The organism is Ochrobactrum sp. 19YEA23, assembly GCF_029909865.1.
In the GTDB taxonomy this organism is placed as follows: Bacteria; Pseudomonadota; Alphaproteobacteria; order Rhizobiales; family Rhizobiaceae; genus Brucella; species Brucella gambitense.
Map to the genome: position 1 here is coordinate 229,894 of NZ_JASAMQ010000007.1, position 20,532 is coordinate 250,425.

Consider the following 20,532-nt stretch of genomic DNA (forward strand, 5'->3'; position numbering starts at 1 on the left):
AACAAGACTGGAACATATAGTGTTCGTTCTGGTTTTGTTTTTCTCGATTCTTATCTGGCCGGAGGGTGTCGCGCATGTTGACCCGTAAGCAGCACGAGCTTCTGCTGTTCATTCATGACCGTCTGAAAGAAACAGGTATTCCGCCCTCTTTTGACGAGATGAAGGAAGCGCTCGACCTTGCTTCCAAGTCGGGCATTCATCGACTGATCACCGCTCTGGAAGAACGCGGCTTTATTCGCAGGCTACCGAACCGTGCGCGCGCGCTGGAAGTACTGCGTCTGCCGGATTCGATTGCACCCGGACTGAACGCGCAGAAGAAATTTGCGCCGAGCGTTATCGAAGGCAGTCTGGGCAAAGCACCTCCTGCGCCTGTGCAGCCATTACGCTCTGCGCCTGTTGCGACCAATGATGATGTGTCTGCAACGGTATCGGTGCCGGTCATGGGCCGCATCGCCGCTGGTGTGCCGATCTCAGCTATCCAGAGCCAGACGCATTCGCTCAGCCTCCCTCCGGAGATGATCGGTGCTGGCGAACATTATGCGCTTGAGGTCAAGGGCGACTCGATGATCGAGGCCGGAATTTTCGACGGCGATACAGTGATCATCAAACGCGGTGACATTGCCAATCCGGGTGAAATCGTTGTCGCGCTAGTCGATGATGAAGAAGCGACCTTGAAGCGTTTTCGCCGCAAGGGCGCATCGATTGCACTCGAAGCCGCAAATCCCGCCTATGAAACACGCATCTTTGGCCCAGACCGCGTTCGCGTGCAGGGCAAGCTGGTCGGATTGATCCGCCGGTACTGATCGTTAGGTCCGAAAATGGAACCGCGTTTTCGGACGGACATGCGTGAAAAGACGGCTTGATCCGCCGACTAATTGAATCGCAACGCGCTCAAAACACTATTATCATTCGCATCTGCCCGGCTCCTGATCGTCAGTGGCCGGGCATTGCGTTTCTGCCTTTTGAGCAGGCTGCTTCTTCTTATATTCCCGATCAGGTAAGCCACGTGCCGCGCGTGAATAGAGCCTGAACAGATGCCATGGACGCCGTGGCTCATCGATGGCGAAGGCTAGCCTGTCGTCAAAATGCGGATCGGTAAAATTATGCCGCTGAGGCGTGCTGTTGTTTACGGACGTCAGATCGCCAGCGAGAGCCGTGAAGGAAGTGCCTGTCGGGTCCTTCTTATCGCCCAGCCTCATTTCGACGGTGCCTCGCAATGCCAGATCACGGCGGTTGATGACGAGCTTCTTCTGATGCGCACATCCCGGTGTTTTTCCGGCTATCGCGAGGATAACGATATCGCCGACATCGCAGGCGACGTCCTGAACGGCAGGGTCAGCCGTATAGGCCAGTACACGCCCATCGCGTAATGTGATCGTGCATAATTCGTCTTCGCAGATAAAGCCGTCGGTCGGAATTCCCCGCATCCTGTCTTTTGCATGCTGCGGTATCAGAAATTGCGTTGCGAGATAGGCGGTTTTCCAGTTGTCGACGGTGAACTTCGACGGTCTGTCGCGGTTCATAGCAAAGCGGCCATCGGGCAGACGAACGCCAACCAGCTTTGCATCTTCCGAGATCACCACATCCGGGAATGGCTCATGCAGGAAGGCGATAAATCCCGCTAAAACAAATGGTAGTGCCAGAATTTTGAGTCGCGTTGTGAACAATACCGCGATCACGAGTGCTACGGTCCAGAGGGTTAGAGCCACGACCGGCATTGCTCCGGGATTGCCATCAGGCGACCAGGACGCGATGACACCCGCAAGAGCGCGGACGATCCAGATACCAGATCCGGCGATTGTCAGAGGCAGCCAGTCAAGGCCGAGCGGCATCAACACGAGGCCCAGAACCGAGAATGGCATCACCAAAGTTGCGATTACCGGATCGGCCAGCACATTGCCAATCAGCCCGAACGGTGCGGTATTGTTGAAATGATAGGCGGCGAATATGCCGCTCGCAATTCCGGCTACCAATGACGTTCCGGCAGCAGCAACGGCTGATTTAACGATCTTCGTTGGCAAACCAACCGTTGGCGAAGCCGCGCGCCTCTCCACATCCTGCGATTTTTTGGCCCTACGCATCCCCCACCAGGCATAACCGGCAATCAGCGCAGCCGTTGCCGAATAGGACATCTGAAAGCTCGGCCCGAGTATTTCATGCGGCGAAATCGCTATGGTCACCATGCCTGCGATTGCCAGATTGCGCATGCTGAGTGCCGCGCGGTCGAACAGCAAAGCGCTGAGCATGACGGCAATCATCATAAAGCTGCGCTGCGCTGCAACATCCGCGCCAGACATGGCGAGATAGAATGCGCAAGCCAGCAAGGACAGGAAGGCGGCATATTTCTTGACCGGGTGCCGAACACTGAAAGCCGGAAAGAGCGCAAAGGCAGACCGAAGCGCAAACATGACGACACCTGCCGCCAGCGCCATATGCAGGCCAGAAATGGAGAGAATATGTGCCAGACCCGCCTTGCGCAGGTCGTCATTGGTTTCCTCGCTGATGCCACCACGCGTCCCGGCGATCAATGCGGCAGTGACATTGCCGTCTTCCCCGCCTATCACTTCTTCGACCCGTTCCGAAACACGTACACGGAGCAAGGCAATCCATTCGCTGATTTCGGCCACAAGGCTTGTCAGTGGCGGAACGTTTGCTGTCTTTGGGTTCCCCAGAAAAAAGCCGTTTGCTCCAATACCGTTGAAATAGGCATGAAAGGAGAAGTCATAATTGCCGGGGCGAACCGGGCCTGACGGCACCCGCAGCCGCGCAAAGCCGGTCAAGCCGCCGCCAATCGATGTGTCCGCCGGTATATCGCGGGCATTGATGCGAATGCGTGTCGGTGAAAAGCGCAGCGTTGGGCGTTCTGTTGTCAGCAAATCGAGTGTGATGCGCCAGCTTCCATTATCCTGTGCATCCAGCGCCACAACCCGGCCAGTCACGCGCGTTGATACATCGGAACCGAGCATTGGTGTCGCCATGCGTTCGGTTTCCCACTTTCCGCTGGCAAGCCCCAATTGGAAAGCAAGCGCGAGCGTCAGCACCTGCCCGGCAAAAAAGTGCTTCCGCGCCAGTATGCGAACAATTGCCAGCCCAGCCAGCAGGGCCAGAATGGGCGTCCAATCCGGCTCGAAGGAGAAGGTGAAATAGACCACTGCGCCCAAGCCGCTGAAAATCGGAATGAGCAGGAAGAAAATTCCACGCGCCGTTTCGAGTTGGATAGCTTCCTCAAAAGCCGCGGGAGCGTTTCTCGCAACGTCGGCGACTGTGTCGCGCCAGCCGGTTGGTTTAACATCAGGCGGCTGGTCCTTATTATCATGATCGGCAGGCGTGGTTGCAGGTTCGGGCCAAGGTTCGGGGAGATAAGAGCGCGTTAGGCCATCGGGCAGGCTTTTGACAAGCACCCGCTCATTGGCCTCATCCGAGACCTTGGCCATATCACCTAAGCGCGTCATGCCCCCGCCTGACTGCAAAAAAGGTCTTTTTGTCGAAATACCCCAAAAGAACAATGCCGCAAGGAGCCGAAACAAACGCGAAGCCCTTGCGCGTAGTGCTGCCTATGCTACATGAACGCCAGTCGAAATCGAGAGGCTTTCGTTATAGAAATCCTCGTTCTCGCTCTTGGCGGCGAGCATCAGAATTCAGGTTTGCGCCCCTGCCCCGGCAATTGCCGCTGTCTTGACGGGCGCGCAATAGAGTGGAGCTACCATGTCGAAACCGGTCGTCACCCGTTTTGCCCCTTCGCCCACGGGTTATCTTCATATCGGCGGTGCCCGTACAGCCCTGTTCAACTGGCTCTATGCCAAGCATACTGGCGGCAAGATGCTGCTGCGTATCGAAGACACCGACCGTGAACGTTCCACCGATGCAGCCACCGCCGCCATTCTTGACGGCCTGACATGGCTTGGCCTCGATTGGGAAGGCGATGCGATCTCGCAGTTCAAGCGCGCGCCGCGTCACCGCGAAATCGCCGAAGAACTCGTCGCTCTAGGCAAAGCCTATTATTGCTACACGACGCCGGAAGAGCTGGAAGAAATGCGCGAAAAGGCGCGTGCCGAAGGCCGCCCGCCGCGTTATGATGGTCGTTGGCGCGACCGTGATCCCTCTGAAGCGCCTGCAGGCGTAAAGCCGGTCATTCGCATCAAGGCCCCGCAGGAAGGCGAAACCCTCGTGCGCGACGCCGTACAGGGCGATGTGCGCTTCCCCAACAAGGATCTCGATGATTTCATCATTCTGCGTTCTGACGGCACACCGACCTACATGCACGCGGTTGTCGTTGATGATCACGACATGGGCGTCACGCACATTATTCGCGGCGACGATCATTTGACGAATGCAGCGCGTCAGACCGTGATCTATGACGCCATGGGCTGGGATGTGCCGCAGATGTCGCATATCCCTCTGATCCATGGTGCGGATGGTGCAAAGCTTTCCAAGCGTCACGGCGCTCTCGGCGTGGATGCCTATCGCGCCATGGGCTACCTGCCCGCAGCGCTCCGCAATTATCTGGTACGTCTTGGCTGGAGCCACGGCGACGACGAAATCATGTCGACCGAGCAGATGATCGAATGGTTCGACGTGACGGATATCAACAAAGGCGCTGCCCGTTTCGACTTCCAGAAGCTCGAAGCGATCAACGGCCTTTACATGCGTGGTAGCGACGACAAAGCCCTGTTCGATGCTCTGATTGCAGTTCTGCCGGAAATCGAAGGCGGCAAGGAACTGGCCGCAGCGCTTGATGACAAGCGCAGCGCTCAGCTCCTCGCGGCAATGTCCGGTCTGAAGGACCGCGCCAAGACGCTCGTTGAACTTGCAGATGGCGCGAAATTTATCTTTGCTGCCCGCCCGCTCGATCTCGACGAAAAAGCCGCCTCGCTGCTCAACGAAGAAGGCCGCGCCGTTTTGAAGTCCGTGCTGCCGGATCTGGAAGCTGCCGGAGAATGGACCATTGAATCACTGGATGCGGTGGTTCGCGCCCATGCAGAGAAAACCGGACTGAAACTGGGCAAGATTGCGCAACCACTGCGTGCCGCCCTGACCGGTCGCGCTACCTCGCCGGGCGTCTTTGATGTGCTTTTTGTACTGGGTCGCGACGAGTCTTTGGGCCGTATTCGCGATCAAATCGGTTAAGGTGCTATCATTCACGCTGACGTGACATAGCTCGCTTAAATAGTTCAAATTTCGCATTGCATCGCGGACGGTTTGGGATAGTTTGGCGATCAAAATCGTAGCCGTAATGCGTTAAAAATCGGGCATCCCGTCATTTTGGGACGCCCGCCAAGAGATACAGACAAGTTATAGCAGCGAATACAATACTGCCGCCAACGGCGGCAAAGTGGACATGAAAGGAAACATGATGTCAGCCAAGACAGCCAGCTTTACTCTCGACGGCAATACGTTCGATCTGCCTGTGCGACAAGGCACTGTCGGGCCGGACGTCGTCGACATCGGTCCGCTTTACAAGAATTCGCATGCGTTCACTTACGATCCGGGTTTCACGTCGACTGCTTCTTGCGAATCCAAGATCACCTATATCGATGGCGACGAAGGCACCCTGCTCTATCGCGGCTATCCGATCGACCAGCTTGCCGAGCACGGCGATTTCCTCGAAACCTGCTACCTGCTGCTTTACGGTGAACTGCCGACTGCAACCCAGAAGTCCGATTTCGATTATCGCGTGACCCGTCACACGATGATCCACGAACAGATGACGAAGTTCTTCACCGGCTTCCGTCGCGATGCGCATCCAATGGCCGTCATGGTCGGTTGCGTTGGCGCTATGTCCGCCTTCTACCACGACTCGACCGACATCACCGATCCGCATCAGCGCATGGTCGCTTCGATCCGCCTGATCGCCAAGGTGCCGACGCTCGCTGCAATGGCCTATAAGTACCATATCGGCCAGCCGTTCATGTACCCGAAGAACGATCTCGATTTCGCATCGAACTTCCTGCACATGTGCTTTGGCGTTCCTTGCGAGGATTACAAGGTCAATCCGGTTCTGGCCCGCGCCATGGACCGCATCTTCATCCTGCACGCTGATCACGAGCAGAATGCATCGACCTCGACCGTGCGTCTTGCCGGTTCGTCGGGCGCCAACCCGTTCGCTTGCATCGCAGCTGGTGTTGCCTGCCTCTGGGGTCCTGCCCATGGCGGCGCAAACGAAGCAGCGCTCAACATGCTGGCTGAAATCGGCTCGGTGGATCGCATTCCTGAGTTCGTCGCTCGCGCCAAGGACAAGAACGATCCGTTCCGTCTGATGGGCTTCGGTCACCGCGTCTACAAGAACTACGATCCCCGCGCCAAGATCATGCAGAAGACCTGCCATGAAGTTCTGGGCGAACTGGGCATCAAGGACGATCCGTTGCTCGACGTCGCAATGGAACTGGAAAAGATCGCACTGACGGACGAGTACTTCATCGAGAAGAAGCTCTATCCGAATATCGACTTCTATTCCGGTATCACGCTGAAGGCTCTTGGCTTCCCGACCGAAATGTTCACCGTTCTCTTTGCACTCGCCCGCACCGTCGGCTGGGTCGCACAGTGGAAGGAAATGATCGAAGATCCGCAGCAGAAGATCGGTCGTCCGCGTCAGCTCTACACGGGCGCGACGGAACGCGACTACGTGCCGGTTGCAAAGCGCAAGTAAGCGCTACAAAGGCTGAAAACAAAAACCCCGGTTGCCAATGGCAACCGGGGTTTCTTTTTGATCTCGGAACAGTTCTGTTTCAACGGGACCGCGTAACGGCTCCAGTCGAACTGTTTAGCCCTTGCGGCCTTTCTCGATAACATCAAGCAAAACCCGCGCGCCGATCTCGCCGGAAGGTCGCTCGGTCGACATGACCGAAGCCACGGCGTCAAAGCCGTCCAGCTGCGCCTGACGCGCCGATCCGGGACGCATCAGGCACTCTAGACTACGGGCCAGCATTCCGGGGCGCACGAATTCGTTGAAGAACTCCGGCACCACCGGTTCATCAGCAATGATATTGGGCAGCGCTGCGCTCCAGATGGTGATCTTCGGCATCAGGAACTTACGCGCAAACCAATCCGCCTTGTAGGAAAGCACACTTGGAATGCGCGATAGCGCCAGTTCCAGCGACACCGTTCCGGAAGCGGCAAGCGCGGCATCAGCCCGCGCAAAGGCCTTCCACTTCTCTTCGTCTCCGACGACGATCAGCGGCTTTACCGTCCAGTCGCGCGAAAGATCGCGCACCATGGCCTCGATACGCGGCAAGGTCGGCAGTATGACCTCAAGCTTTTCCAGGCGCGATGCAAGTTGGTCAACCGCTTTGCCGAAGGGTTCCATCAGCATCTGGATTTCGGTGCGGCGCGAGCCAGGCAGTAAAAGCAAAGTATGTTTGCCGGCTTCCGACCTTTGCGGTTCCAGCGCAAGCTGCGCAGCGCGCGTATCGAGTATCGGCGCATAGCTCGACAGGCGATGCCCGACATAGGTTGACTGAGGGCCGTTCAGCCGCTCCATCACGTCAACCTCGAACGGCAACACCGTGAGAACATGGTCGATATAGGCGCGCATCGCGCGAGCACGCTGCGGACGCCACGCCCAGACACTTGGGGCGATATATTTGACAATCGGGATGGAAGGATCGGCTGCCCTGATCTTTTTCGCCACCCGATGGGTGAAATCCGGACTGTCGATCAGAAGAACGCAATCCGGCTTCTCCGCCACGATCTGACGCGCTGTCTGACGGATGCGCAATACCAGTCCCGGCAGGTTCTTGATGATAGCGCCCAGCCCCATCAAAGCAATTTCATGCGGATCGAAAAAGGACTTCAGGCCACGCGCGGCCAGATGGTCGCCGCCCACCCCGACAAGATCAACCAGTCTGTCAGTCTGCTGACGCAGGGCGTCAATCAGGTCGGCACCCAGAAGATCGCCGGATTCTTCACCGGCCACGATTGCTATTTTCAATGGCCGGCTGGTGTTGCTCACCCTTATGTGTCCTTCCCGTCCCGACTGATCGTCTGTATGAAGAGGCCGCTTTCATTGGCGGCCGCTATCGTCTCGCCGAAGCCTAGAATAAATGTACGTCCTGCCTCAACCGCAATTCCTGCGAGACCGGCGCATTTGGCCTTGTTCACGGTGGAAATACCAATGGCTGGCAAATCTGCCCGTTCGTCCTGTCGAGGTTTGGCCATTTTCACAAGGACGCCGCCGCGTTTGGGAATACGCCCAGCTTCCCGCAGCTCTCCGACACGGTCAATCATAAGATCAGTGCCCTCCGCCCCCTCCAGCGCCACGACACGACCGCCAACGGCAATTGCACCCTGCCCAACATCGAGATCACCAAGCCGCAAAGCCGACTCCATAGCCAGCTTAATATTTGCGGCTTCGCGTGCGTCCGGTTCAGCTTTGGTGATAATGCGAGCAGGCGAAGGAGACAGGAGATCGGGCACTACTTCATGCGCGCCGACCACCTTGAAGCCAAATGATTCGAGAAGACCGATGAAAGCACGCAGCAGCGCATCGTCGCCCTGCCCTAGCGCCCGAAATACATGCGGAACGGCCCGCAACGTCGGCCAGTCGAGCTTCAGGTCACTGAGATGCGGCCTGCTGCGCACACCGCCCGCCAGAACGACCCGCGAAACGCCAGCCGCTTTCATCGACCGAATCAACTTTGCGAACTCGACAACCGAAATTTCCTGATGCTCGTAATTATAGAGCACCCGGTCTGCTTCTTCACGCAGAGGAACAAGAAATGGTGGAGTGCCTGCTGATTGTAGCGCTTCGGCCACGACAACGGGCAACAAGCCGTTGCCCGCGATAATGCCGACACGCCCGCCCGCCAGAGACGGACGCGATAGTGTGTCAGCTTTCGTCGCTGTCATGCCCGGCCCCGCCATGAACCGCATCGAGCGGCGGCGTGCAATAGGCGCGCTTTGTATCGACATTGATGAAGTCGATCATGTCGATGACAGCCGGAGAGTTTGGAATTGCTTCCAGCACATCAATAGCGCGTTCACGAATCGGCTTGGTACGATCAAACAGCATGCGCACGGCATGGCGCAGATTGTGGATTTCCTTGCGCTCCATGCCAGAACGCTTCATGCCGATAATGTTGAGACCGCCCAGATGAGCATGAACGCCGATGGCCATGCCGTAGGGGATCAAATCGCTCACCACCGCGGCCATTCCGCCAACAAAAGCATGATGACCGACGCGGACAAACTGGTGCACAGCCGCACCGCCGCCCAGAATGGCGTGGTGTCCGATAGTCGTATGACCGCCGATCATGACATTGTTCGAAAAGGTGACGTAATCGCCGATATCGCAATCATGCGCCACGTGGGCATAAGCGAGGAAGGAACAGTTGTCGCCAACCGTTGTATAACCGCGTGCGCTGTCGGATCCGCGATGCATGGTAACACCTTCGCGGATGAGGCAATTCGTGCCGATCGTCAGCGTGGTGGGACCACCCTTGTGCTTGTTGTTCTGCGGATCACAACCGAGAACAGCGTGCGGATAGACCTTCGCGCCCGCGCCAAGCGTAGTCGCGTCCGTGACAACCACATGGCTCATCAGAACGGAATTGTCGCCAATGACGGCGCCCGATTGAATATGACAGAAGGGGCCGACAGACACACCCTGGCCCAGTTCCACACCCGGCTCAACAAGAGCGGTGGGGTGAATGATTGTTTCTTTCATCGTAATGCTCACTGGCTTTCTTCACCGGCATTAATCATTGCCGCGACTTCCGCTTCAGCAACTTTCACACCATCAACCTCAGCCACGCATTCATATTTCGAAATATTGGCGCGCTGTTTGACTTTCTTGACATGCAAAAGAAGACGATCCCCCGGAACGACCGGACGGCGGAACTTCGCATTGTCGATGGTCATGAAATAGACAACGCCCGGGCGACCGGTTTTGCGCTGAAGCAGCGAAATTGCACCGGCAGTCTGGGCCATAGCCTCAATGATCAATACACCTGGCATGATCGGCTTTTCCGGAAAATGTCCGGTAAAATGCGGCTCATTGATCGTGACATTCTTGATGCCAGTCGCCGAACGATCACCATCGATATCAACGATTCGATCAATCAACAGAAAAGGATATCGATGCGGCAGTACCGCCAAAAGATCCTGAATATCCGCCGCTTCGAGCTTCGTCTGTTCCGTATCACTCATCTGAGGATTGCTCCTTTCTTGATTGCCCGATGCTGCGAATGTTCGCGATATCGCGGAACCACTGCTTGATAGGACGTGCGGGAAGCCCCCCCCAACGCTCTCCATCGGGTATATCGTTCATAACGCCGCTCGCAGCTGCAATCTGCACGCCCGAGCCGATGATCAGGTGATCCGCAAGACCGACGCGACCACCAAGCATGGTCCCGTCGCCGATCACACAGCTTCCGGAAATGCCGCAATGCGCGGCAATAAGACAAAAACGACCGATACGCACATTATGCGCAATCTGGACGAGATTATCGATCTTGGAGCCCTCGCCGATGACCGTGTCGCTCAGCGATCCACGATCAACGGTGGTATTGGCTCCAATCTCCACATTGTCCTGTATAATGACACGGCCAATCTGCGGGACTTTCTCAAGTCCGGCAGCGCCGGGCACATAACCGAATCCGTCTTGTCCGATGCGGACACCTGGATGCAACAACACACGATTGCCGATAAAGGCGCATTGGATCGTCACGCCAGGCGCGACATAGCTATCGCGTCCAATCTGGCAGTTTTCACCGATCACAGCCGTCGCGGCGATCAAGGTACCCGAACCGACAGTAACGCCCTTGCCTACAACGGCACCCGCTTCAATCGTTGCGCCATCTTCGATATGCGCCGATGGATGAATGAAAGCTTGCGGAGAAATGCCGGTTTCGCCGAACCAGCTTTCAAGCTTGGCTGACGTTGGAAACAACATGCGTCCGACAGCGGAAAAATCGCGATGCGGGTTGCGGGTAATCAGGGCAGCCATATGCGAAGGCACGCTTGGAGCCACGTCTTCCTTGCAAAAAACACCAGCAGCCTTGATTCCGGCCAGCGCCTCGGCGTTCTTCTTACCTTCCACGAAGATAAGCGAACCCTCTCCGGCATCCTTCATGGAAGCCAGGCGCTCAACAGAACGCGGTGCAAGCTTCGGGTCACGAAGTCTTGCACCGGTGAAATCAGCCACGTCGCCAATCGTGAGTTCACGAGAAGGCGAGAAAAAGACAGGATCTGCCATCAGTACACTTTCTCTCCCGGGGCGTAGCCGCCCCGGGGAAAGGCAAATCGGTTAGAACTTGGTCGAAACACCGAAGTTGAAGTTCTGAACCTTATCGGTATCAGCCTTCGCGACCGGGAATGCATAGTCGAAGCGCAGCGGACCGAACGGCGAAGCCCACATCAGGCTGAGACCGACCGAAGCGCGAAGCTTCTTGTCGTCACCCAAAACCGGCGCGCCGCCCAACTCGTCTGCACCACCATAGAGCATCGCCGCGTCCGCAAAGAATGCACCACGAATACCAAGGCTTTCAGGTACGACAGGCATCGGGAACTGCACTTCGGCAGTACCGTTGATATAGGTCGTTCCACCCATCCAGTAACGCTGACCAGAAACCGAATCCTGGTAACGACCGATGCCGTTAAACTTGAAGCCGCGAATGATGTCCGAATTGTTCTTGAACAGATCGAAGATACGGACGCCGTCGCTACCAAATTCATGGATATAACCACCGCCGAGACCCAGCATACCGACGATGTCGGCTTCCTGAGCAAGGGTCTTATAGTAATTACCCTTGAAGGTCGTCTTCATGAACTTCGCATCGCCGCCAAGGCCCGCGAATTCCTGCGTGAACTTGCCATAAAGGCCATCATGCGGGTTCTTCATGTCATCGATGGAATTATAGGTCAGCGAGTAGCTGACAGACGAACGCAGCCACGGGCTGTTTTCGGCTGCTTCGACCAGAGCCGGAGCGTAGTAACCATTGATGTTATCGCGGAACAGGTCATACTTTTCCTGAACCAGGTTATACGCGAGACCGACCGAGAAATTCTCCGTAATCGGAAGACCGAAACGAATCGTGCCACCAGTCTGCTCGACATCATAGTCGTCGTTCACGCGATAGCTGCGACGGAATACGTCGAAGCCTGCCGACATGCGATAACCGAGGAAGTACGGCTCCGTGAAGGACAAGCCGTAGTTACGCATATCGTCCTGGCCGGCGCCGGCGCTAAGACGGATATACTGGCCGCGACCGAGGAAGTTACGCTCGGTGATCGCGCCTTCGACAGACGCACCCGGCGTTTCGCCGCCCGTGGTGTAGCCACCACCGATGGAGAATTCACCCGTCGACTTTTCGACGACATCAACAACCAGAATCACCTGATCCGGCTCGGAGCCCGGAGCCGTCGAGATATTGACGGTCTGGAAGAAGTCCAGAGCTTCAAGGCGACGCTTGGCGCGCTGCACCATGACCTGATTGAAGGCATCGCCTTCGTTCATGTCGAACTCGCGACGGATCACGTAATCGCGGGTCTTGTCGTTGCCGCGGATTTCAATGCGCTGAATGTAAGCGCGTGGACCCTGATCAACGCTATAGACAACCGAAATCGTGCGATTTTCGAAGTTACGATCACCGCGTGGCTCAACCTTGGCAAAAGCATAACCGCTACCGGCAACGCTTTCGGTCACAGCCAGAACGGAATCTTCAACTTCCTTGGCGCTGTAGGCGCGACCCGAACGGGTCTTCACAAGACCACCGAGCGCGTTGGTATCAACGCCGTCAACGGTGCTTTCGACGCTCACGTCACCGAAGGTATAACGCTGACCTTCATCGACCGTAATCGTGATCGTGTATTCGTTGGTGGACGGATCGAGAACCGCATTCGACGAAACGACGCGGAAATCGGCGTAGCCACGATTGTAATAGAAGCGACGCAGCGATTCTTCGTCAGCCTGCAAACGACCTTCGTCGTAAACGTCGTTACGGGTCAGCCACGACAGCGGGTTCGAACGCTTGGTGGAAATGACATCACGCAGACGGCGGCCGCTATAGGCCTGATTACCGACGAATTCGATATTTTCAATCTTGGTGCGCGAGCCTTCGTTGACTTCATAGACAACGTTGACGCGACCCTGACCGAGATCGACAGTGCGTGCATTCACGGTCGCATCGCTGCGTCCGATATGCGCATAGGCAGCCTTGATAGCTTCCTTGTCCGATTCCATCGTCGCCGCATCGTAAGGCGAACGCGGCTTGAGCTGAACGGCGCGCGTCAGATCAGGATCCTTGATCTTCTTATTGCCCTGGAACAGGACATTGTTGACCACGGAGCGCTCATTCACGGTCACGACAAGCGTGCTGCCGGACTGATTGATGCGGACATCCGAAAACAGACCCATGGCGAAAAGACGCTTCACCGCGGCATCGATATCAGCGCTGGTGAAGGCTTTGCCTGGACGAATGTCGATATTGTCGCGAATGGACTGTGCATCAACACGCGTGTTGCCGCGAACGTCGATACGGCTCACAACGGCAGCTTCCGCGACATTCACGGATGCCAGCGAGAGCGCTGCAGTACCCGAAGCCACTAGAGCCACCGACATGGCGAGCGCGGACGCGGCGCCAAAGAATTTAGAACTTGCCGTCATAGGCTTTCCGAACCTTCGTTTTCTGTCCCCGGGACGATTAACCCAGAAAAATGCGTACAGATACAACCGTATTATCCGGTTTTTCCATACAAGCAAGCGTTGCGGTTAAATTCTGTTTACTTAGGCAACAAGCGTGGCATCCGTGCCACGCGAATTGTGAGTTATGGTAAACAGATTGCTTAGCTTTTCCGGTCGTCGCTCCCAATGTTCACTTCTGTTTAACACCTTGCCCGGCCTCCGTCGGACAAAGCGTCGCCTCACTGCAGTCAGCTTAACCGGACAAGCCGGTCTAACCAATAAACCCCAAGATCGTCATCCCCCAAGATTTCAATTCCTAGGACCGCTGCCTGAGACAGTCGGCAATTGATCTAGCAGGCAAAGAGGTCGTTGAAAAGTACGAACCCCATAAATCCCATCACAAGAAGGAATCCGATGCGGTAGAAAATCTCCTGCGCTCCCGGTGACACCGGGCTGCCCTTGATTGCTTCCACAGCGTAGAAAACCAGGTGCCCGCCATCCAGCGGCGGCAGGGGAAACAGGTTCAAAAGCCCGATCCCGATGGAGAGCATAGCCGTCAATTGTATCAACCAGTCGAAGCCGGCACTTGCCGCCTTGCTCGCCATATTGGCGATTTTGACCGGTCCACCCAGTTGGCACTTATCCTCACGGCCAAAAGCGAAACGTGTGAAAAACTCACCCGTACGGCTGATGATGAAGCCGGTTTCCATCACCGCCTGCCCGACTGATTCGAGCGGGCCGTATTCAATGCGGCGGAAATTGCCGACCGCTTCCGTGGTTTCCACGCCAATCGCGCCGAGCTTCACCTTGTTGCCAAGCGGATCTACACGCTCGACCGTGGCGGGCGTTGCCTTGAGATCAACCATCTTGCCGCCGCGCTCAACCGTAAAGTCGAGCGTATCGCCTGCCCGGCCCGAAACGATGCGCTGCACATCGGCAAAAGTGGTGATCTTCTCTCCCTCGACGCTGATAAAGCGATCACCGGGTTCGAAACCCGCTGCGGCTGCGGGGCTGTTAGGCTGTACGCCAGCAATCAGCGGATCAGCGATCTGGCGGCCGTAGAGCGCAAAGAAAACGCTGAAAATGACAATCGTCAGAATAATATTGAAGGCGGGACCGGCAAAAACCGTTGCCGCGCGCTTCCACACTGGCTGCGTATGGAACGCACGCTTGCGGTCTTCTTCGCTCAGCGCATTGTTATCCACACCGACAGGCGAACTGGTTTCGCTTTCATCGCCGATGAACTTCACATAGCCGCCAAGCGGAATCGCAGAAAGCTTCCAGCGCGTGCCGCGACGATCCGTAAAGCCGAGCAGTTCGGGGCCAAAGCCGATCGAAAAGGCCTGCGCACCGATGCCGCACCATCGTGCGACAAGATAATGCCCCATCTCATGTACGAAAACGACGACTGTAAGAACGAAAAGGAACGGTACGATTGTCCCGACAAGCAGGCTTTCACCGCCGAAGAAAAAGGCCAGAGCCTCCTGCAAATCACTACTCCTTACAAATCACCCGTTGATCGACTGCGACCGCGACTGGCGCGTCGATCCTCGTACTCTACGAATCGCTGGCCGCTTAGAAACTGAAGAAGATTGCAGATGGCACATCCGGCTCTGCAATCACGGCACCAAAGAGGTATAGAAGTGCAGCGGCGGCGACAAGCCCGTCGACGCGATCAAGCACCCCGCCATGACCCGGCAGAAGACGCCCGGAATCTTTCGCACCGAACTGACGCTTCACCCAGGATTCGGCCAGATCGCCGATTTGGGAAACGATGGAAAGCAAGAAGGCCAGAAGCGGGACGATCAGGCTGCCCGGTGTTGCCACCAGTGAAGCAACCAGAATGCCGCCTGCAACAGCCGCCGCAGCGCCGCCAATGGCGCCAGACCATGTCTTGTTGGGGGAAAAACGCGGCGCCAGCTTCGGGCCGCCCAAGGCGCGGCCATTGAAATAGGCCGCAATATCGGTGGACCAGACGACAGCAAACAAAAACACAATGGCCGTGAAGCCGAAAGGTTCGTCACCACGCAACAGTGAAAGCGATATTGCCGAAAACCCGGCATAGAAAAGCCCGGCTGCGGGCCAGCCCCGACCGGTTTTCCACTGGGTGGCGAGAAGAATCAGTGTTCCAAGCAGAAGCGTACCGATAGTCAGCAACGCGCTGCGATCGAGAATCAAAAGAACGCTCGTCAGAACCAGCCAAGCCCAGCCGAACATCCGGGAAAACGAAGTTTGGCGCGGAGCGCTCAGTGCCGTCCATTCGTAGAACATCGCCAGACCGATAGCGATTGCGAAAAGCGTGAAACCCAACCCGCCTACCCAGGTCAGCCACAAGGCCGCTGCGCCGAGTACGATGGCGGTGAGAATACGGGTTTGCAGATTGGACATTGAGACCTTTCGGCTTGCGCTGCGTCAGGGCATGCGATGCGATGGAACACGGCAACAGAAAAGCATGGCTGCGAAACGAACAGTCATCACATCTATTGCCCGATAGCCCGGCTGCCCTCTTCGCAATCTTCGAGGCTGGTTTCAAGATTGCTCCGCGCCTCGACGCCACCAAAGCGACGTTCGCGCTGGCGGAACACTTCATAGGCAGCATCAAGATCCGCCGGACGGAAATCCGGCCAATGCCCGGGCATAAACAGGAATTCCGCATAGGCAGCCTGCCAAAGCAGAAAATTCGACAGGCGCATCTCACCGCTGGTGCGGATGATGAGGTCCGGGTCGGGCATGGAAGCGGTATCGAGATTGGCTGAGATCAGCTCGGCGGAAATCGACGACGGGTCCAGAAGACCGGCAGCGACATCGCGCGCCAGGCTCTTGACTGCGCGGACGATCTCGTCGCGTGAACCGTAATTGAAGGCAATCACCAGATTGAGGCCGGTGTTGCGGCGGGTAAGGGCTTCCGCCTCAGTAAGCAGACCACGAATATCGTCGGTCAGCCCTTCCCGCTCACCAATAATGCTGACCTTCACATTGTTACGATGAAGATCGGCAAGGTCGCGGCGAATGAACAGCTTGAGCAGACCGAGCAGGTCATTGACCTCACCGCTCGGCCGCGACCAGTTTTCGGAAGAAAACGCAAAAAGCGTAAGATAGCCAAGACCGCGGTCACCTGCCGCCCGCACCGTTTCGCGCAAGGCTTCGACGCCAGCACGATGCCCGGCGCTACGTGGCAGGCCACGCGCCTTCGCCCAACGGCCATTACCATCCATAATAATGGCGATGTGGCGCGGATCGGACATTCCTGGCTCTCCCTATACGATAATCATGCAGGTCCTAGACCTGCATGATTTCGCCTTCCTTGACGGCAACAACCTTATCCATTTCAGCAATGGTGTCGTCGGTCAGTTTCTGCACTTTTTCGGACAGAACGCGGCTGTCATCCTGACTGATGTCGCCGTCCTTCTCCAGCTTTTTCAGCGTGTCCATGCCATCGCGGCGCACGTGACGTGCGGCGATACGGCCCTGCTCGGCATATTGATGCGCGATCTTGACCAGTTCCTTACGGCGCTGTTCGTTCAGCTCCGGAAGCGGAATACGCAGCGTCATTCCGTCGGTAATCGGGTTGAGGCCCAGACCGGAATCACGAATAGCGCGTTCGACAGCGCCAACCATGCTCTTGTCCCACACGGAGACCGAAAGCATGCGCGATTCAGGAACAGTAATATTGGCAACCTGATTGATCGGCATCGTCGCGCCATAGGCTTCGATGGTGATCGGCTCAAGCAGGCTGGCGGAAGCACGACCGGTGCGAAGACCGTTCAGATCATGCTTCAAAGAATTGACTGCGCCTTCCATGCGGCGTTTCAGGTCGTTGATGTCAAAAGCATCACTCATGCATATTCTCCTTCGATACGCAGCAAGACATGTGAACGATCATCGTTGATCAATTATCGGAAACGATCGTGCAACGTCCCTTGCCTTGCAGAATTTCGGCCAAGCCGCCGTTTTCATGGATGGAATAGACTATTATCGGAATGTTGTTCTCGCGCGCAAGGGCGACGGCAGCCGTATCCATGACAGCCAGGCCGCGATCGAGAACTTCCTTGTGGGTGAGTGTGTCGAAACGCGTCGCGGTCGGGTCCTTTTTCGGATCAGCCGAATAGATGCCGTCGACCTGCGTGCCCTTCAACAGCGCATCCGCTTCAATCTCTGCCGCGCGCAACGCAGCAGCAGAGTCGGTCGTGAAGAATGGATTGCCGGTACCGCCAGCGAAAATCACCACTTTGCCCTCGTCCATATAGGCCGTAGCCTGACGCTGCGAGAAGCTCTCGCAGATTTCCGGCATTGCTATGGCGGAGAGAACAACGGCATCGACGCCGATCTTGTGCAGCGAGGTGCGCAGCGCCAGCGAATTGATCACCGTCGCCAGCATGCCCATGTGGTCGCCGGTTACGCGGTCGCCGCCCTTGGAAGCCACTGCTACACCGCGAAAAATATTACCGCCGCCGATCACCACGCCGACTTCGATGCCCAGCATACGGGCCTGCTTGATATCGTTAGCGATCCGGTCTGCAACGGATACATCGATGCCGAAACCCTGACTGCCCATCAATGCCTCGCCCGAGGCTTTCAAAAGGACACGCTTATAGGCGGGCTTGCCGGACATGGGATGCTCTCCGCTGATCGAAATAAAGGATTGTGTTGGGTTCCGATACACGAAGGGCACCGCGTTGTCACGCGATGCCCTTCATAATCAAAAGCCTTTTCAGGCTAAAGCCTGTTCTGAAAGCATAAAGTCGCTTTCAGAGGAAGAAAGAGCTGATTAGCCCTTGGCAGCAGCAGCGACTTCAGCAGCGAAATCGCTTTCTTCCTTTTCGATGCCTTCGCCGAGAGCGACGCGGGCAAAGCCGACGATCTTGGCCGGAGCGCCAATGGTCTTTTCAGCTTCCTTGAGGGCAGCTGCAACCGTCAGGTCCGGATTGATGACGAAAGCCTGCGAAAGAAGAACAACTTCTTCGTAGAACTTGCGCATACGGCCTTCGATCATCTTTTCGATGATGTTGTCCGGCTTGCCGGATTCACGAGCCTGCTCGATGAAGATCGACTTTTCGCGTTCAGCGGCAGCCGGATCGACGTCTTCAGCGGTCAGCGCGAGCGGGTTGATAGCAGCAACGTGCATGGCAACCTGACGACCGAATGCGTTTGCAGCTTCTGCATCGCCAGCGGTTTCGATAGCAACCAGAACGCCGAGCTTGCCGAGACCGTCAGCAACGCCGTTGTGGATGTAGGTTGCAACGGTACCCTGCGAAACGCTGAGGGCAGCCGAACGACGGAAGCTGATGTTTTCGCCGATGGTTGCAACTGCGTCCTTGGCAGTTTCGGTGACGGACTTGCCGTCGACATTGGCGTTGGCCACAGCTTCGGTCGAACCGTCGGTTGCCAGGGCAGCCTGAGCGATCTTGCGAACCAGATCCTGGAAAGCGTCGTTGCGGGCAACGAAGTCGGTTTCGGAGTTGACTTCAACGACAACAGCCTTGTTGCCGGAAGATGCAACGCCAACCAGACCTTCAGCAGCCGTACGGCCAGCCTTCTTGTCGGCCTTTGCAATGCCCTTGGCGCGCAGCCAATCAACAGCGGCTTCGATGTCGCCATTGGTTTCTGCAAGAGCTGCCTTGCAGTCCATCATGCCAGCGCCGGTCAGTTCGCGGAGTTCTTTAACCTGAGATGCGGAAATGCTCATTGTGTCGCCTTTCACGAAAGCGAAGGCACACCGAATGGGTGTGCCAACTTTGAACCGGCGCCATTTTGACGTAGCGTGTTTTGCCCGAAAATCGTTAACCGTGCTTCGGAATCACGCATCTGCGCCGGAATGAAACGAGATTATCCATCCGCCTCTATCAGAGATATGACGGATGGATCAAATCATGCGCTGATTAAGCGCCTTCAGCCGGAGCTTCGAGAGCGGGCTCAACCGGAGCTTCAGCCTGCGCACCGATGTCGATGCCCATTGCGCCCTGCTGGCGAGCAATACCGTCGAGAGCGGCGCGTGCAATCAGATCGCAATAGAGCGAGATAGCGCGTGCGGCGTCGTCGTTGCCCGGGATCGGGTAGTCGATCTGGTCCGGATCGCAGTTCGAATCGATCACGGCAACAACCGGAATGCCAAGACGCTTGGCTTCCTGGATAGCAATTGCTTCCTTGTTGGTGTCGATGATGAAGATCAGGTCAGGAACCGAACCCATGTCCTTGATACCGCCGAGTGCGCGGTCAAGCTTTTCACGCTCACGCTGAAGGTTCAGAAGTTCCTTCTTGGTGAAGCCCTGGCCTTCGCCAGCCAGAAGTTCGTCGAGCTTGCGCAGACGCTGGATCGAGTTGGAGATCGTCTTCCAGTTGGTCATCATGCCGCCGAGCCAGCGGGCGTTGACGTAGTACTGAGCCGAACGGTTTGCTGCATCGGCAATGATGTCCGAAGCCTGACGCTTCGTGCCGACGAACAGAACGCGACCGCCGCGAGCAACGGTGTCCGAAACGATCTTCAGCGCGTTGTGCAGCAGAGGAACGGTCTGGGACAGGTCCATGATGTGGATGTTGTTACGAGCGCCATAGATGAAAGGCGCCATCTTCGGGTTCCAGCGGTGGGTCTGGTGGCCGAAGTGAACACCAGCTTCCAGAAGCTGGCGCATGCTGAAATCAGGCAATGCCATCTTTATTTTCCTTTTCCGGTTTAACCTCCACGGGCTGAGGCGATTGCTCGCCACCGGAGGTTCTTGCCGGATTTCTCCCGGCAAAAGCCCAATCCCGTGTGTGGAATAGGCGCGCTGTTAACCGATCACGCCATGAATTGCAAGTCGTTTGGCCAATATACCTCAATCCGTCCGCAGGGTGAAAGCGTTTCAGCGCCCGCGTCCGATTACAGGCTTATATAAGCATCCTAAGACAGAAATTCTACGGAAAAGAAACGCCGAGTA

17 protein-coding genes are annotated in these 20,532 nt (G+C 56.6%); 3 read left to right on the forward strand and 14 right to left on the reverse strand.

Translation table 11 applies throughout. The features are described from left to right. The first annotated feature begins 74 nt into the window (after window positions 1-74). Window positions 75-803 (forward strand): transcriptional repressor LexA, encoded by a 729-nt coding sequence (gene lexA, locus QBD01_RS18645; RefSeq protein WP_078340389.1) that lies wholly within the window; start codon window positions 75-77, stop codon window positions 801-803. A gap of 102 nt (window positions 804-905) precedes the next feature. Here the strand turns inward: lexA and QBD01_RS18650 are convergent, their stop codons facing one another. Continuing rightward, complete coding sequence (locus QBD01_RS18650; protein ID WP_280994057.1) at window positions 906-3,452, reverse strand: ComEC/Rec2 family competence protein; 2,547 nt, start codon at window positions 3,450-3,452, stop codon at window positions 906-908. Between the two features lie 253 nt (window positions 3,453-3,705). Between QBD01_RS18650 and gltX the strand changes: the two genes are divergently transcribed. Both gltX and gltA read left to right on the forward strand, forming a co-directional pair. Further along, window positions 3,706-5,127: a glutamate--tRNA ligase gene (gene gltX / locus QBD01_RS18655; protein ID WP_280994058.1), complete on the forward strand. Its 1,422-nt coding sequence runs from the start codon at window positions 3,706-3,708 to the stop codon at window positions 5,125-5,127. A 226-nt stretch (window positions 5,128-5,353) separates the two neighbouring features. Beyond that, window positions 5,354-6,646: a citrate synthase gene (gltA, locus tag QBD01_RS18660; protein ID WP_182521919.1), complete on the forward strand. Its 1,293-nt coding sequence runs from the start codon at window positions 5,354-5,356 to the stop codon at window positions 6,644-6,646. Between the two features lie 114 nt (window positions 6,647-6,760). On the opposite strand, the gene lpxB is transcribed toward gltA, so the two are convergent. The 13 genes from lpxB to rpsB all read right to left on the reverse strand — a co-directional run bounded on the left by lpxB (window position 6,761) and on the right by rpsB (window position 20,268). Beyond that, entirely contained in the window at window positions 6,761-7,948 is a 1,188-nt protein-coding gene (lpxB, locus tag QBD01_RS18665) for a lipid-A-disaccharide synthase (RefSeq protein ID WP_280994059.1), read from the reverse strand. Window positions 7,949-7,950: 2 nt separating this feature from the next. Then, window positions 7,951-8,844 (reverse strand): LpxI family protein, encoded by an 894-nt coding sequence (locus QBD01_RS18670; RefSeq protein WP_280994060.1) that lies wholly within the window; start codon window positions 8,842-8,844, stop codon window positions 7,951-7,953. After that, window positions 8,825-9,661, reverse strand: a complete 837-nt coding sequence (gene lpxA, locus QBD01_RS18675; protein ID WP_182521842.1) for an acyl-ACP--UDP-N-acetylglucosamine O-acyltransferase — start codon at window positions 9,659-9,661, stop codon at window positions 8,825-8,827. The genes QBD01_RS18670 and lpxA overlap by 20 nt, the downstream gene beginning before the upstream one ends. 8 nt (window positions 9,662-9,669) lie before the next feature. After that, on the reverse strand, window positions 9,670-10,143 hold the full coding sequence (fabZ, locus tag QBD01_RS18680; RefSeq protein ID WP_280994061.1) for a 3-hydroxyacyl-ACP dehydratase FabZ: 474 nt from the start codon (window positions 10,141-10,143) through the stop codon (window positions 9,670-9,672). After that, window positions 10,136-11,191 (reverse strand): UDP-3-O-(3-hydroxymyristoyl)glucosamine N-acyltransferase, encoded by a 1,056-nt coding sequence (lpxD, locus tag QBD01_RS18685; RefSeq protein ID WP_280994062.1) that lies wholly within the window; start codon window positions 11,189-11,191, stop codon window positions 10,136-10,138. Before lpxD ends, fabZ begins: the two co-directional genes overlap by 8 nt. 51 nt (window positions 11,192-11,242) lie before the next feature. Continuing rightward, window positions 11,243-13,600, reverse strand: a complete 2,358-nt coding sequence (gene bamA / locus QBD01_RS18690; RefSeq protein ID WP_280994063.1) for an outer membrane protein assembly factor BamA — start codon at window positions 13,598-13,600, stop codon at window positions 11,243-11,245. Window positions 13,601-13,968: 368 nt separating this feature from the next. Beyond that, the gene (gene rseP / locus QBD01_RS18695; RefSeq protein ID WP_182521838.1) at window positions 13,969-15,108 is read right to left on the reverse strand and encodes an RIP metalloprotease RseP; all 1,140 of its coding nucleotides are present in this window, start codon (window positions 15,106-15,108) and stop codon (window positions 13,969-13,971) included. 85 nt (window positions 15,109-15,193) lie between these two features. Beyond that, window positions 15,194-16,006 carry a phosphatidate cytidylyltransferase gene (locus tag QBD01_RS18700; protein WP_280994064.1) on the reverse strand — a complete coding sequence of 271 codons (813 nt, stop codon included), beginning with the start codon at window positions 16,004-16,006 and terminating at the stop codon, window positions 15,194-15,196. A 92-nt stretch (window positions 16,007-16,098) separates the two neighbouring features. Then, window positions 16,099-16,863 (reverse strand): isoprenyl transferase, encoded by a 765-nt coding sequence (locus QBD01_RS18705; protein WP_280994065.1) that lies wholly within the window; start codon window positions 16,861-16,863, stop codon window positions 16,099-16,101. 34 nt (window positions 16,864-16,897) lie between these two features. Further along, window positions 16,898-17,458 (reverse strand): ribosome recycling factor, encoded by a 561-nt coding sequence (gene frr, locus QBD01_RS18710; protein WP_078340836.1) that lies wholly within the window; start codon window positions 17,456-17,458, stop codon window positions 16,898-16,900. A 49-nt stretch (window positions 17,459-17,507) separates the two neighbouring features. Continuing rightward, complete coding sequence (gene pyrH, locus QBD01_RS18715; RefSeq protein WP_280994066.1) at window positions 17,508-18,230, reverse strand: UMP kinase; 723 nt, start codon at window positions 18,228-18,230, stop codon at window positions 17,508-17,510. A gap of 156 nt (window positions 18,231-18,386) precedes the next feature. Continuing rightward, on the reverse strand, window positions 18,387-19,304 hold the full coding sequence (gene tsf / locus QBD01_RS18720) for a translation elongation factor Ts (protein ID WP_182521835.1): 918 nt from the start codon (window positions 19,302-19,304) through the stop codon (window positions 18,387-18,389). A gap of 193 nt (window positions 19,305-19,497) precedes the next feature. Beyond that, the gene (gene rpsB, locus QBD01_RS18725; RefSeq protein ID WP_113533587.1) at window positions 19,498-20,268 is read right to left on the reverse strand and encodes a 30S ribosomal protein S2; all 771 of its coding nucleotides are present in this window, start codon (window positions 20,266-20,268) and stop codon (window positions 19,498-19,500) included. Window positions 20,269-20,532 lie beyond the last annotated feature (264 nt).